Below are 14,090 nucleotides of genomic sequence, written 5' to 3' on the forward strand. Positions count from 1 at the left end.
TCCGCTTTTATGCCGCCAGCAGAATCCGCGCCTGATCAGCCTTCAGCGAAGCACGGGCGGCGGTATAGGCGTCCCGGCCCGGGGCATTGGACAGTTCCGGAAACAGGGCCAGCAATTCCTTACGCTGCGCCGTTTCCAGACCTGCAAGCGACTGGTCGCCCGGCTGAAAACTTTCTGTCCACGCACCGTCCGACATCACCAGTTCATGCGCGTTGAACATGAAATGCACATAGGTGATGCCATCGCACGGACATTCGCGGGTGACGCCCGGACGACCAACAAGGTGGCTCGCCGCGACAAGAACCTCATCTTCGCCGAACAACAGTTCCACTGTGGCTCCGCCCATGACAACCCGGTGCTGGGGTGAGACCAGCATGTCACGTTCCGGCACGCCACGTCCCAGCGCCCCCGCAACGATGCGGATTGGGCGCAGGTCAGGGTATGCAGCCAGTTCCGCGCCAGTCAGCGACTTTGCCCCGGCCCAAAGCACCCGCTTGTACCCATTGTCGCGGGTCAGCACCCGGTCGCCGCGCGTGATCTCACCTGCATCGACCTCTCCGCTGGTGGTCTTGATTTTCGTGCCGGGGGTAAAGCAGGGGGTGTAGTTGACGTTTTCGATTTCAGAGAAGGTGAGCGTGGACCCGTCGGCCCACTCGACAGTGCCGGATTCCGCGCCGGTCATGGTGACGACCGCCGGTCCGGTGATGTTCAGTGTGTCGCCGCCGGTCTCGCCGGTTTCGCCGCCCGCCAGTTTTAGGTCGGCACCGGTCACATCGCCCGCGCCGACGTTGAAAACGTCGTCGCCATCGCCACCCTCGGCGGCATCGCCTGACCCGGCATTGATCGTGTCTGCGCCGTCGCCGCCGATCAGCAGGTCCGCGCCCGCGCCGCCGGTCAGACTGTCGCTCCCCGTGCCGCCGTCCAGCGTGTCGTCGCCCGAGCCACCGGTCAGGCTGTCGCCGCCACCGCCAGCAAAGACCGCCAATCCTGCGCTATCGGCGCTGCCATCGACGCTGTCGTCACCGCCGCCCAGTGTCAGGGTCTCGATCTCTGAGAAACCTGCGCTGTCGGTGCCATCGGTGATCGTTCCGGCCTCGTCGCCGGTATAGGTGACCGTGACCGAGCCGGGCAGGGATGAGGCATCCAGTGTGTCGTTGTCCGTACCGGTCGTGGTGGTTTCGCCGCCGACGATGGTGTCCGCGCCAAAGCCGGTTTCCAGCACTACGGTGTCGGCGTCCGCGCCGCCGATGAGCAGGTCGCCGTCGGTTCCTCCCAACAGAACATCCGCGCCGTCGCCGCCGTCAAGCGTGTCCGCGCCACTGGCCCCTTCCAGAGAATCGTCGCCGGTGCCGCCAAGAACGCTGTCGTCACCAAGACCCGCCTGTACGGTGTCATCGCCGCCGTAGCCAAGGATGGTGTCATCCTGACTGCCGCCAATGCCGTCGCTATTGTCGACGAAATCGTCGTTGGGGTCGTCTGCGTAGATCGCGCCGATAACGTCGTCCGCTGCAGTTCCCTCGACGATGAAATCACCGGGGCTGAGCGGGATTCCCATGGCATTCAGCTGTGCGGGAGTTTGCACCTCGGTGATCGAAACGCCGACAAGTGTGATGGATTCGCCGTTGGGAAAGGACAGGACCGCGTGGCCTGATCTGTCGCCTGCGGTGTCAGTGACGGTGACATCCCCGGTCGTGACCGGGTTGCCATCTAGATCGTTCAGTGCGCTGACGTCCAGCAGGTCGTTGCCCGAAAAGGCACCGCCACCAAGGTCTGTGGGGGCCTCAAAGCTGGAGATCGTGTCGTCGCCGGATCCGTCTGCCAATACAACAACGTCTTGTTCACCGTCGCCCGCGCCGACGTCGATGATATCGTCTCCTGCGCCGCCGTCGACCGTGTCCGCGCCCGAAGAGGTCAGCAGGCTATCGTTGCCCGTGCCGCCCGAGACGCTGTCATCGTCAAAGCCAGAGAAAATCGTGTCGTCGCCGCCGCCACCAAGGATCGTGTCATCACCGTAGTTGCCGATGATGTGTTCCGCGCCAGAAGAGCCGACAACGCTGTCGTTGCCGGTGCCCATCTGAAAGCGTTCGATTTCCTCGAATGTTGTGGTGTTGACCCCGTCGGTCAGCGTGCCGGTTTCCTCGCCCGTATAGACGATGGTGATGTCGTCCGAGATGGTGGAAAAGTTGATCCGGTCGCCTTGGGTCTCGTCGGTTTCGCCGCCGACGATGCTGTCATTGTCCAGTTGGACGTCCAGAAAAATCTCGTCGTCGCCACCTTCGCCGAACACCGTATCGTTTCCGGCACCTGCGTCGATCACATCGTCGCCTGCACCCGCCTGCACAATGTCGTCGTTGGAGTTCACCGGGTAATCGGAGTTGTCGATCAGGTCGCCGTCCGGGTCGTCGGTGTAGGCGGTGTTGATGGTGTCGTCGCCAGCGGTTCCCGAAACGATGAAATCGTCCGAGACTGCAGGCGGCACGCCGATCGCTTCCAACTGGGCGGCAGTCGTGACCGCCGAAGGGGGCACGCCGATCAGGGTCAGGATCGTGCCGTCCGGGAAGGTCAGGATTGCATCGCCGCTGCCGTCGCCATTGGTGTCCGAGACGGCCACATCCTCTGTCGAGACGGGGTTGCCGGATCCGTCCAGCATCCCGGAGACGTCAAGTTGGTCCAGTGCCGCTCCGTCTCCCGAATCCGTGGTGTCGAACCCGGATATCGATTGGCTGTCGCCGCCGCCCAGGATCACGGTGTCGCGGCCGGTGCCCAGATGGATCGTCTCGATCTCGGAGTAGCGCAACGTATCGGTGCCATCTGAGATGGTGCCTGCCTCGGGGTCGCTGCCGGTCATGTCGACGGTCACGCCGTCGGTGACGGCCTGCATGTCGATCACATCGTTGTCGGTGCCTGCCTCACCGCCGGTAATGGTGTCGCTGCCAAACCCGTTGCCCATGCTTAACAGGTCCGCATCGGCCCCGCCTGACAGAACATCCGCGCCTCCGCCGGAAACGATGGTGTCATTTCCAGTGCCGCCGGTGATCGTCTCGGCATCGCCCGCGCCGACGATGTAGTCGTCGCCGCTGCCGCCATCCAGTTCGTCGGCACCGCCCTCGCCATAGATCGTGTCGTTGTCTGCTCCGCCAGTGACGGTGTCATTGCCCAGCCCGGCATAGATCGTGTCGTTCCCGGAACCGCCATCCAGATAGTCGTCGCCGGTGTGCTGAACGGCGGCCTCATCGTCGATCAGGTCGTTGCCGTCGCCACCATAGACTGTGCTGGACCCCTGACCGTAGTGCAGTGTGTCGTCGCCTGCATTGCCGTCCAGATAGACGCCTGTCGTGTTGGCTGTGGCGTCGATTTGGTCATTGCCTTGGGTCGCCTCGATACCTTCGATCTCGGAAAAGGTCACAGTTTGGCCACTAATCGAAACGGTGCCCGCCTCGTCGCCACTGAAAGTGACAGAGATTGTATCGCCCGCATCGCTCTCGTTGGAAAAGTCGAGGACGTCGAAATCGGTGCCGGTGGTGACTGTTTCGCCACCTGTCACGACGCGATCAACATCCGAGCCTTCCAGCAGAATCCGGTCATTGTCGGCGTCGCCAAAGACTGTATCGGCCCCGGTCACTGCGTTCAGCGTGTCGGCCCCATCGCCGCCGCGCATAACGTCACCTTCGGCCCCGCCGTCAAGGGAATCGTCGCCCGACCCGCCCAGAAGAGAGTCGATACCGTCGCCGCCCTGCAGCGTGTCGTTGTCCGCCCCACCGTCGATGGTGTCACTGCCCGCCATGCCGTCGATGAGATCATCACCCGCGCCGCCAAAGATTAGGTCGTCCTGGCTTTCGGGGGTGGCGTTGATCACTGTGGGCGGGTTGGAAAACCCGTTTGTTGAAAAGGCGTAGTTGGTGCCGGCGCCGCGCGACGTGACCTCAAAAACCAGCCGCTGCTGATCGGAATAGGTAAACTGCGCCCAATGGTTCTGGTCGGCGTTGCCCGAACTGGTGTTGTCGGACTGCGCGCCCAACTCCTCACCTGTGTCGGTGGCATTGAGATTGGTGGTCGGCGCAGAGGCAAGGCCGACGCTGACGACATCGGCGCTTTGTGCAGTGACGCTTTCAGAGGTGGTGTCGATGTCCTGGAAGGTGAAAGAGCCGGTGATCTTGATCGGCTCGCCGGTCGCCTGATCAAAGAATTCGAACCCCAGTGTAACCCCGGTGCCTGCGTCGGCCTCTCCGTCGCGGTTGATGTAGACAGAGTTGGTGTTGAATTCGATCTGGATGTTCGGATCGTCGGCGTCGAGAACGGTCAGTCGGGCCTGTACCACCATGCCTTCATCGGTGACGCCGATGTTGTCGTAGACTGCGTAAGAACCGATGATTCCGGTGCCCGCATCCCCAGTTTCGCTGATCGTGTCAAAGTCGAAATCAGACAGCGTGCCGGAACTGACACCAACGTCTTCACTGTCGCCAAAGATCGTGTCGTTGCCGCCACCGGCGTCGATCGTGTCCCGACCTGATCCACCAGTGATTAGATCCGCGCCCGCGCCGGTTGTGATGCTGTCTGCGCCGGTGCCGCCGTCGATTGTGTTGTCGCCACCAAGGGCGTCGATCACGTCCGCACCCGAGCCGCCCTGCAGTTCGTCTGACCCGGCGTCTGAGGTCAACGTATCGTCGCCATCGCCGCCCATGACCGTATTTTTGCCGCCTGTGGCAGAGACGTTTTCGTCGCCGTCGCCGAGATTGACGAAATCACCGCCATCAATTCCGGTAACAGTGTCGGTGCCGTCCGAAGTGAAAACGGTGTCGTTGCCGCCTCCAAGGTCGATATTTTCGTTGCGGTCGCTGCCCGCATAGAAATCAGATCCGTCAGGCAAGCGCACGGTGGTGAAAAACTCAAACAACGTGTTGCCGCCCAGATCCGTATTGCTGAATCCGCTGTGAAACCGGTCGCCGATTGTATAGGTTGTCGATCCGTTCGAGATTTGCACCTCGCCGGAGATGGTGTTGTAGTCGACCGAAAAGCCCGGTCCAAGGTTAGAGAAATCCAGTGTGTGACCGGACCCTCCGTGCGAGATGCCGTTCCAGAAAGACGCGGAATTCCAATTGAAATTCGTGACCGTATATGTCGCCATCTCAGTACCACCCACCTTTTGCCGAGGCGGGTGCCAAAACCACGGCTCCACCTCGTTCGGCCCCTAATCGGGGGCCCCTGCGCAGGTGCTTTAGACGGGACAAATGGGGCCGGAGTGGGTCGGATTAATGAAAAAACGCGAGACATTGCATCTGATTTGGCCACAATCAGCGGCGGGTCGTCGCAATTTGGCCTTATTATCCGGCCACCGGCGGCGAGCTTTGGGGGCGGCACGACAGGACAAACCTGACAGGCCCCGTGGGTGCCGTCCGCATTGCCTGTTAAAGCAGGGCGCGGATCGGCTCTAGCATACCTTTGTTGCGTAGGGTCCGAACCGGGTAGCTGTCATCGTTCACCAGTCGGTCGAGGGAAAAGCCGGGTTCGATCTTGGCCAGTTTCTCGGCCACTGCTTGCGCCTTGTCCAACTGCCCTTCAAGCGCGTAAAGCGCCAGCAAATGACGATGCGCGGGCCGCGACAGTGGCGCTGACCGGACAGCAGCCTCTCCCGCCTCTATTGCCTCTTGCGGACGATTGCAGGCAACGGCCACGATGCAATGCCCCGTATCCCAGAAATGTTTGAAAGGTGAAGTCCGCGCAATCAGGCAGGCCCGGGCCGAGGCCGTAAATGCGCCGTCCAGATCGCCCGAAAGGATCAAGGCCTCGGAGAGGGATTTCCAGGCAAAGGCACTTGCCGGATTGCGTTCGACCGCGTTCTGGGCAAGGTCCAGAACCCCCGCAGTATCCCCCAACGCAGTGCCGCGCACCTTGGATACAATAGCGTGTACCAACACGTTGTCAGGGGCCAGTTCCATCGCCCTGTAGTGCAGTTCAACAGCCTCATCCAAAAGCGGTTGTTGATCGGCTTCAGCCATTTCGATCATCTGTGTCAGGCGGATCATGCTGGCCCAAGCAAGATAGATGCCGTTCTGATCGCGCTTGAACGCCTGATCCATCAGGCCATACGCCTCGCGCAGCGCGTCTTTCTCAAAAGAGAACATGCGGTACAAACCCAGCCGGGACAGCGCCGTGGATCTGGTTTCTGGACGATCCTTTTCCAGTACATGTGGCAGTTTTCCGATAATCTGGTCAGCAGCCTCGAAGACGGTGCGAGACACCGCGATTTCTGCCGTCAGGATGTCCTCCAGCCGGTCAAGCTGTTGCAGTTTCGAATACAGGATGCGGGCACTGGGCTGGTGGGTCGCCTTGATAAATAGCGCGTGCCCGCCGTCGCCGTTCGGGATCAACTGCGTGCTGACCTGAACGTCGCTTGTGGGAGCCCCTTCGGGCAAGGGGCCGTCGCATTCGGATTGACGCCATGCGCGAACCTGTTCGGCGATGTTTTCGCCGATCTGGTTGGATAGCACCTCCCCCAGCATCCTTTCCCGCCCCGGGTCCTCGGTGAGAGCGCGGCAGTTGATCAGGATGCCACGGCTGTCCGACGGGCTGGCTTTGGCGAGCTTGGACAGTAGGGCCGCGCGTTCCTGCCGCAGCCAATCCTCGAATTCAGGATCGCGCACATCAATGCCCTGCAACAGTTCAATCCGGTCGTCTTCTGGCACCACTTCTTCCAGCAGGTCGACAGTCACGCCGCGGGGATCCAACGAAACGCTGCTGCGGTCGGCGCACAAGGTGTCGGCAGAAGGCCCCAACGCGCTGCGCAATTTCGACAGGGCCTGACGCAAGTTCGCGCTGGCCTGTTCGGGGCCAAATGTCGACCACAGCTTGTCTTCTAGCCAGCGCCGTGGTCGGGACATGTCGGGGCTGAGCGCCAGCATCGCCAAAAGCGCCTGGTTCTTGGCCCCCTTGAGCGGCAAGACGACGCCATCTCCATCCCGGACCTGAAAGGGGCCGAGCACGGAAATAGTGATCTTGTTGGCGTGCGTCTGGTTCATTCGTTTGTTCCAAATCCTTCCGAACGCTAGCATTGCCGTAACGCGGCGGCAACGGACGTGAAATTTTCGCAAATGTTGGCGAGGCAAGGCAGATAGGCTTTGACCTGTGCCGGGCGGTGCCAAAAAATCGAATGGAAAACGAAGAGGATGCCATGCCTGTCTCCGGTCCCTACAATTCACAGAACTCGCAAAATTCACAAAACAGCCAAAATTCGCAGAACTCACAGAATTCACAGAACTCGCAAAACAGTCAGGCGTCAGAGAATTCTCAGGCCGGACCTGACAACACGTTCTCCAGTGCGGCGCTGGGGACAGCGCGGGACGGGACCGTGGGCTATTGGGACGGTTCGGCCGACAGAACGCCCAAACAGGACGGTCGCAGCGGGTGGGATGCCTTGCGGGCGATGGCGACGGGTCCGCGACGTGGCCTGATGGATGCCTGCCTGCACGGAATGTTCGGCGTAACCCTAGAGGCGAGGGCCAAGGACAAGCCGGCAACCGGAACGGTGGCGCTGAACGGCGCGACATTGGTCACACTGGAGGCCCCAACCAGCGCATTTCTTGCGGACGAGCAATTGCCCTATCTGCGCACCTACGCCGATTTGCGCGGCGACCGTCTGAATGAGATCATCATGCAGACCGGTGACATCCAGAGCTTTTTTGGCCTTGTCGGATACATGTCACCCGACGCGACGAAATGGAGCCTCGCGCTCAATCAAGCAATGCTGCGGCTGTGTACGATGATCGAGATGCCGTTGAAGCACGGCTTTGACGTGGCGCGGCCCATCGCGATGTCGCGCAAGGTGCAACCGATGATCCAGACACCTGGCCACGGTGCCTGGCCCTCGGGTCACGCGACAGAGGCGTTTGCCTGTGCGACGTTGTTGTCGCGACTGTTCCTGAACGCGCCGGTCGACCCTGTAGAACAAGTCAAGGCAGGCAACGAACTGTACCGCCATGCTGAACGGATCGCGATGAACCGCACTGTCGCGGGTGTGCATTTCCCAACGGACAGCATGGCCGGGGCCGTTCTGGGGGTGACCGTCGCCGAGGCGTTGATCAATCTGCTGGACGGTGCCCCGCAAACCCGCACGCGGGTTTTTCATGGTTCCGTATATGACGGCGACTTCAGCCTTGGACGCATGGTGCAAGCACTGGATACACCGACTGAGATCAAGACCGGCACGCTGTCCCTGACGCCCGGCATGGTGCCCGGATGGTTGGCCAAGATGTGGGATGAGGCCAAGGACGAATGGTAAGCGCGCGCGCCTGAGCGGCGCGCTTTCAGCAGGCGGGCAGCGGATCGGGCAGGTCGACCACGGCCTTGCCCAGACGTGCGTCCGGCGTTTCGGTCAGGATCAACAACGTAGGGTCGATATCGTCCAGTTTGGTCGATGCGGGATCTTTGGCATTTGCGGTGATGCGCTTGGCTGACATCGCCAGCGCGCGCGTCATCCGGCCGGCTGCGGCGCTGGTTCCGGTCAGTCGCCGAATGCTGCCGCTGAGCGTGCCTGCGGCGCGGACCCCTGCTGCAAAGGCACCAAGACCGATGACCGTAACGGCGGTTGGTCCCGGTACGGACCACGGTGCCCCCTGGCCAGAATATCGGGCGGCTCGAAAATTATCGATGCTCGGACCGTTCTCACGGCCCGACCGCTGCGCCGCCCCAACACAGAAAACCTGACGGCACGCGGCGGTGACAAGGGCGTTGTGACTGCCGTCATCCGTAATCGGCCCCGTCGCGCCCGGCGCAACATAGGCGGCGCGCAAGGGGTCCCACGCATAGGCGGCGGGGTGGTCAAGGTAGGATTGCCGCCCGCGTGATTCCGCTCCCCGGATCGCATCGTCGCGCTGAACCTGCACCAACACCTCGTCCGTTGCCTTGACAGAGATGTCCCATGCACCGCAGGGGGCCAGTGGTTCCCCGGCCTTTTGTCCCCGCGTCGGTGCAAGCGCCAGAACATAGTGCGCTGCGCATTCGGTGTCCGGGTCATGGCGGCGCGCGGGTACATGATAGATCCGCGCAAGCGCGGCCCCATCGGCCCGTTCCAATGTGCTGATCTCACCCGGTTTCAGGGCTATGAGACCGGTGCCGACGCCATCGGGCGTGGTCAGGCCGAGCTCGATGCCGGTTGTGTCCGCGCCGCGGCAATGGATTTCCACAAAGCTGGCGGTTTCGTCGTCGGGCTGGACGCGCCATGTCAGGTCGCGCGGTTCGGTGGCCGGGGCATATCGCGCAACCTGACTGCTGCGATAGCTGTTGCCGAACGCCCAGACCAAACGCACGGGCTGGCCTGTGACCTCTTCCCAAAGGCGTGCCTCGCGCGCCATCTGGTATTCGACAAAGCGAGAGCCGTCCTTTGGCCCGGCCAGAACGCCTAACGATATGTTGACGATGACGGGCGCTGTGGCATCGACCTGCCGGGCCTGCCGCAAGATCCAGCGCAGCCCCATGATCAGGTAACTTTCGAACCATGTGCCAGAGGTGTCATCGATGCTTTCGGGAGGCAGTTGCACCCCCAGAAGCGGCCAATTGCGGGCAGGATCCTCTGTGTCGGCTGGATCGACGCCGGCGGCAAGGTCCAGAACATGGGTGCCATGCGTTGTGCCAAATCCGGTCTCATCGCGGGTCTGACCGGGATAGAGCGCGGTGTTCAGCGCGGCATAGCAGGCGCGCTCATCCGTCTGGGCAAGCAGGGCATTGATGTCCTCTGTCCCCAGAATGCGCCCGGACACCGTACCTTGGGGCGGGGAGTCGTGCTGTTCCAGCGCTTGCAGCCACAGCGCGTGAAACCGGGTGCGCTGCGCGCCATTTGCGTCCATCCGGCTAAACCGCGCGTTCAGAAAGCCGATCCCGTCGTCAAGGATTGCCACGATCGGCTGACCGGGCTGCGGCGACGGAGGTACCGGTGCGGAGGGGGTGGGCAGCGGCCCTGCCGAGTCGATCTGAACCGGCATGCCACTGTCGAGCACCTGAAACAGCGCCGCCTGCACGCCGTCGGGTGTGCCGATGCGACGAAAGATCATGTATTCATCCGGCAATGCCGTAAGCTCTTGGGGTCGATCTATTCGTGCTCTCAGCGCCGACAGTTCGACTGTATCCATCAAAAACGGCGACTCCGCATCCTCAACCAGAACCCGCAGGCTGCTGCGCGCGGCAACAACGTCGTCAGCCGGGACTAGCCGTACCAAGATCGGCGCATAATCGATGCCGCGATCCGGGCGCGCTGGGGGCAGCATGTCTCGGCGCAGTCCGATCAGGCGCGACCAGTCGAGATAGGCATCGCGGAAGGCATGTTCCCGCGGCTTGGTCCAGACATGTGACATGATGATCCCCCTGTTTCGGCCCTGATCCAGCACAAAAAACCTACAGATCCAGAAAAGAGAATTTGCAGTAGGGGTCAAGAAATCCTGACTATGGCGACGGGTCGTTTGCGTAGAATTCACGGCTCTCTCTCGCGGAAATCGTGACCGAACCGCGTCATTTCATACTTTGTTCACGGCAGAATTGCGTTGGATTTGCGTAGCGTTCACGGAGCAGGTGCAGTGTCCGGGTAACGTACCGTCAACTTTGGCGGAGACACTTGGGTTTGGGGGAACGACCATGACACGCAACAGCGGTTTGACGCGGTTCACCGTGATAGACGGGGGCGGCACGGGGCGTTCCGTGCACGACCGCATCGCCGTGCCGGAGGCACCTTGCCTCTCGCCACCGGAATTGGCCGCCGACATGGCAGAGCTTTTTGCGCTTGGGCTTGTGCAGGACTTGCGCGCAGAGGCGCTTTTGGATCCGCACTGCGCGGTGCGCATTGATGGGGCCACCCGCTTTACCATGCATGAATTGCTGTGTGAGTTGCGAAACCTCAGCTGGTTCGACGGGGCGAGGGCCGTGTGCCCGGTGGACGAGTCGCAGACAGGGCGGGACAGCGCCGCCCTGCGTCGGGCGTTGCGGTGCAATGGCGATGGGCAGTTGACCCTGCACAGCCTTTTTCGTGGAGGCGTGGCCCTGCGCGGCGGCGGACCGGTTCTGTCGGCGCTCTGGGACGCCGATCATGTTGTCGCGCGTAGCCATTGTAGCACAGATGACTGGCCGTCCGAGGCTGCTCCGATGTCGGAATGGGAGCGCTGGTGCGCGGAACATAGCAGCGCCGGTTTGTGCCTGCCTTTGGGTGCGGTGCGTGGTGCCACACAGGACCCCAGTCTCGGTGACCGTGCCATGTCGCTGCACCAGACACAGGCGGCGCGGCCGTTCCACAACGCGGCGCTGGCCGCTCTGGCGCGGGGGGCCGAGATGGCGGCAGGGCTGCCGGTTCCGGGACTCTGGACTGGTCCTCGTCTGTTTTCGCTTATGGCCGAGGCAGAGTCGCTGGCCCGTCGTTTTGCACGGGTGCAGGCATCGCGGCCCGACCGAATGCCGCGTCCTGCTGTGACGGCGGCGCAAATGACTGTCTGGCTGGCCCAGGAAGAGGGCCGACATGGTCGCCGCGCCGATGCCTATCGCGCGGCGGCAGAGGAACTGGCCGGTGCCGCGCCCAATCTGTTGCACTGGGTCAGCCGCGCGAACCGGGCCCGCCGAGGGCCGCAACGCTTTGCCGCCAGCCTGTTTTTGCCACTGGCGGGGCCAGAGCGCCAGCATCTTACCCCATCTGATCTTGCCTCACATGCTATCGTGGCGGGGGCCTTGGCAACCCTGATCAAGGCAGTCTTTGACACCTCTCCCCGGATGCAACTACAGGCGGTGGGCGATTCTGGTCCGGCCACGGCGCTGGAGGATCAGGTAGACCGGCTCGCGGCCAACGTGGCGCTGATGCGCTGTGTGACCGGGGGCTATTTTCCGGCAGAGAACATACAGGATCTTCGTCTGGGGCAGGCCATCGCCTTGCATCTGCTGCGCGACCGAATGGAGGCCGACAACCGCAGTGCCAGACTGGCCTTTCGAGATTACGATGGGCGCAGCCTGCAGGTGCAGGCGCATCCGCGCCGTTTTGGGCGCGGGTTGGCAGAACTGCGCTGTGACGCGGTTCCGATTGCCTGGCCGCAAGAGGCGGGTCACCCGGCGGCACATCTGACGGCGGTCAGTTAATCGCCATCAGCGACGGGCGGCGGTCCGGGCAGGCAGGGTGCCTGAGATTTCGAGGATGAGCTTGCGCTTGACCGCCTCGGCAAAGGTCTCGCGTGTTTCTGCTGTCACGACAAATGCGCCGGGGCCGCCAATGATCATCTGCTCATAACGCGCCTCCAGCCCGCCATGCGCACGCCCCGGGTCATCGGGGCGCAGAATTGGCAGGGCGTTGATGGTGACCCCGGCGGCCAGCACCTGCGCGCGGGCCTCTTCGATAGATGGGCCGTAGTAGGAATTGACGCTGTCGCCGGAAAAATCGATCACTCGGCGCCAACCGTCGAAGTCATTTGTGTCCATCAGTCGTAACGCCTCGACAAGGGCCGCCCCAATCGCGTTGCGCCCATAGGCTTGGCGTGGTTTCGCGGTCAGAGTGGCAGCAAAACCGGCGGCGGCTTCGGCCCCATCGATCAGCGTCCAGTCGGCGACGACAACCTGATTGGCGGCCCATTCCACATAGATGACCGCAATGCTGCCATAGGCGGTGTTGGAAATGGCGGCCAACACCTCGGGGTCTGTGATGGCGGCGGCATAGCCCTGGCGCTGAAACGCAATCTCGCGCTGGTCGATGCTGCCCGAGGCATCGGCCAGCAACACAAGTTCAAGGTCCGTGTCCTGGGCCGCGGCCACCCCAGTCCAGAACAGGCCGAAAAAGATCATCCAGCGCATCACAGTCTCCTTTGGGACCAAGACTAGCACGTCGGGGCGCTACGCCCAATTTGATGCGGGTCAAGGTGCGAATTTGAATGCGGGGGCACACTTGGTGCGTCTGGAAACAGGAGGACACGTTCATGATCGCCCGCCTTGCCGCGCTTTGTCTTTTGGCTGCACCCGCCGTTGCGCAGGATGCGGACATTGGCCGGTCGCATTACTTTACCCATTGCGCCACCTGTCATGGGCTGGAAGGCAGCGGAGACGGGCCGATGGCCGGGGTTCTGACGATTTCGCCTGCCGATCTGACTGAATTGTCGATTCGAAACGGCGGTGTCTTTCCCTTGGTCCGGGTGGTCGAGCGTATTGACGGGCGCGATCCGCTGGTGGCGCATGGCTCGCCCATGCCGGTCTACGGCGGGTATTTCGAAAGCAGCTTTGACGTGCCGGTGAAAGCGCCGTCGGGACAGCCCATCCTGACCTCGCAACCAGTGGTCGATCTGGTGGCGTACCTGCGTGAGATCCAGCGGATCGAATGAGTCAGGCGCGGCAGATGCCATCGGTCTGCACGTCCTTCCAAGGCAGCACGACCGTTGGCCGGTCGATGGCATTGTCGAGCCGGTCAACCGGCATGTATTTTCCGATCATGCCGCGCAGCCGCGAGGTGCGCGGCGCGTTCGGGTCCAGCAGGCGGCAGCAGACGTATTCCTCGACGATGCTGCCCTGCTGTTCATAGCCGAACTCCAGAAAATCGCGCGCCTGCTCTGTGTCGAACAGGTAGGGGTCCTTGCTGTTGGCATGCTCGCGCGCGGCCTTGATCGGGTGGTATCCGGTCAGCTTGCGGTTCTGCCACTGCCAGATATGGGTGGCCTCGTGGGCAAAGAGCATGGCGTCGAACAGATCGATCCGTTCCGGGTAGCCCTTCAGCATGTCGGCGCGGTAAATGTCGTCGCGCAACAGGACCTTGTTGAAAAGCACCGTCGCGGCGGGCGAGACGGTGATGGTCTGCGCCGTGGCAATAGGTGGCCAGATGCGTTCCTGACAAGTGGTGCGGGGGCGGACAGGGATCTTATAGGTGACCGACCCTGCGGGGTTGCCGTCGATCAGGCGGATCTTTCGCGGGTCGAGATCGTCGCCGTGAAAAGCCCGCAGAAATTCGGTCTCATTCGGCGTCAGGGGACGGCCGCAAGCGGTGATGATCAGCAGGAGGAACAGGGCGAAACGGCGCATGAGAAAACAGTGGCCGGGGCCGGGGAGATTGGCAAGAGGGCTATGGCCTGTCCACGCGTGGACACCCCTGCGGC

General features: G+C 62.4%; 8 protein-coding genes. 3 read left to right on the top strand and 5 right to left on the bottom strand.

Annotated elements, in window-relative coordinates:
• Positions 1 to 7: 7 nt before the first annotated feature.
• Both ANTHELSMS3_RS09030 and ANTHELSMS3_RS09035 read right to left on the bottom strand, forming a co-directional pair.
• On the bottom strand, positions 8 to 5,125 hold the full coding sequence (locus ANTHELSMS3_RS09030) for a Hint domain-containing protein (protein WP_094034580.1): 5,118 nt from the start codon (positions 5,123 to 5,125) through the stop codon (positions 8 to 10).
• 280 nt (positions 5,126 to 5,405) lie between these two features.
• Complete coding sequence (locus ANTHELSMS3_RS09035) at positions 5,406 to 7,016, bottom strand: transcriptional regulator (RefSeq protein ID WP_094034581.1); 1,611 nt, start codon at positions 7,014 to 7,016, stop codon at positions 5,406 to 5,408.
• A gap of 329 nt (positions 7,017 to 7,345) precedes the next feature.
• Between ANTHELSMS3_RS09035 and ANTHELSMS3_RS09040 the strand changes: the two genes are divergently transcribed.
• Positions 7,346 to 8,275: a phosphatase PAP2 family protein gene (locus tag ANTHELSMS3_RS09040; protein ID WP_254694890.1), complete on the top strand. Its 930-nt coding sequence runs from the start codon at positions 7,346 to 7,348 to the stop codon at positions 8,273 to 8,275.
• A gap of 25 nt (positions 8,276 to 8,300) precedes the next feature.
• On the opposite strand, the gene ANTHELSMS3_RS09045 is transcribed toward ANTHELSMS3_RS09040, so the two are convergent.
• Positions 8,301 to 10,343 (bottom strand): hypothetical protein, encoded by a 2,043-nt coding sequence (locus tag ANTHELSMS3_RS09045; protein WP_157733468.1) that lies wholly within the window; start codon positions 10,341 to 10,343, stop codon positions 8,301 to 8,303.
• A 277-nt stretch (positions 10,344 to 10,620) separates the two neighbouring features.
• On the opposite strand from ANTHELSMS3_RS09045, the gene ANTHELSMS3_RS09050 reads away from it, so the two are divergent.
• The gene (locus ANTHELSMS3_RS09050; protein ID WP_094034583.1) at positions 10,621 to 12,099 is read left to right on the top strand and encodes a hypothetical protein; all 1,479 of its coding nucleotides are present in this window, start codon (positions 10,621 to 10,623) and stop codon (positions 12,097 to 12,099) included.
• Positions 12,100 to 12,105: 6 nt separating this feature from the next.
• Here ANTHELSMS3_RS09050 and ANTHELSMS3_RS09055 read toward each other — a convergent pair whose 3' ends face one another.
• Positions 12,106 to 12,804, bottom strand: coding sequence for a DUF1194 domain-containing protein (locus tag ANTHELSMS3_RS09055; protein WP_094034584.1), 699 nt, complete (start codon positions 12,802 to 12,804; stop codon positions 12,106 to 12,108).
• 122 nt (positions 12,805 to 12,926) lie between these two features.
• On the opposite strand from ANTHELSMS3_RS09055, the gene ANTHELSMS3_RS09060 reads away from it, so the two are divergent.
• A complete protein-coding gene (locus ANTHELSMS3_RS09060; RefSeq protein ID WP_094037022.1) occupies positions 12,927 to 13,325 on the top strand; it encodes a c-type cytochrome in 399 nt (132 codons plus the stop codon).
• Between the two features lies 1 nt (position 13,326).
• Here the strand turns inward: ANTHELSMS3_RS09060 and ANTHELSMS3_RS09065 are convergent, their stop codons facing one another.
• Positions 13,327 to 14,016 carry a hypothetical protein gene (locus ANTHELSMS3_RS09065; protein WP_094034585.1) on the bottom strand — a complete coding sequence of 230 codons (690 nt, stop codon included), beginning with the start codon at positions 14,014 to 14,016 and terminating at the stop codon, positions 13,327 to 13,329.
• Positions 14,017 to 14,090 lie beyond the last annotated feature (74 nt).

The organism is Antarctobacter heliothermus (genome assembly GCF_002237555.1).
Lineage (GTDB): Bacteria > Pseudomonadota > Alphaproteobacteria > Rhodobacterales > Rhodobacteraceae > Antarctobacter > Antarctobacter heliothermus_B.

Excerpts from the sequence above, each read along its gene's own strand:
- ANTHELSMS3_RS09030 (WP_094034580.1), bottom strand. The coding sequence starts at position 5,125 with ATGGCGACATATACGGTCACGAATTTCAATTGGAATTCCGCGTCTTTC.
- ANTHELSMS3_RS09035 (WP_094034581.1), bottom strand. The coding sequence starts at position 7,016 with ATGAACCAGACGCACGCCAACAAGATCACTATTTCCGTGCTCGGCCCC.
- ANTHELSMS3_RS09045 (WP_157733468.1), bottom strand. The coding sequence starts at position 10,343 with ATGTCACATGTCTGGACCAAGCCGCGGGAACATGCCTTCCGCGATGCC.
- ANTHELSMS3_RS09050 (WP_094034583.1), top strand. The coding sequence starts at position 10,621 with ATGACACGCAACAGCGGTTTGACGCGGTTCACCGTGATAGACGGGGGC.
- ANTHELSMS3_RS09055 (WP_094034584.1), bottom strand. The coding sequence starts at position 12,804 with ATGCGCTGGATGATCTTTTTCGGCCTGTTCTGGACTGGGGTGGCCGCG.
- ANTHELSMS3_RS09060 (WP_094037022.1), top strand. The coding sequence starts at position 12,927 with ATGATCGCCCGCCTTGCCGCGCTTTGTCTTTTGGCTGCACCCGCCGTT.
- ANTHELSMS3_RS09065 (WP_094034585.1), bottom strand. The coding sequence starts at position 14,016 with ATGCGCCGTTTCGCCCTGTTCCTCCTGCTGATCATCACCGCTTGCGGC.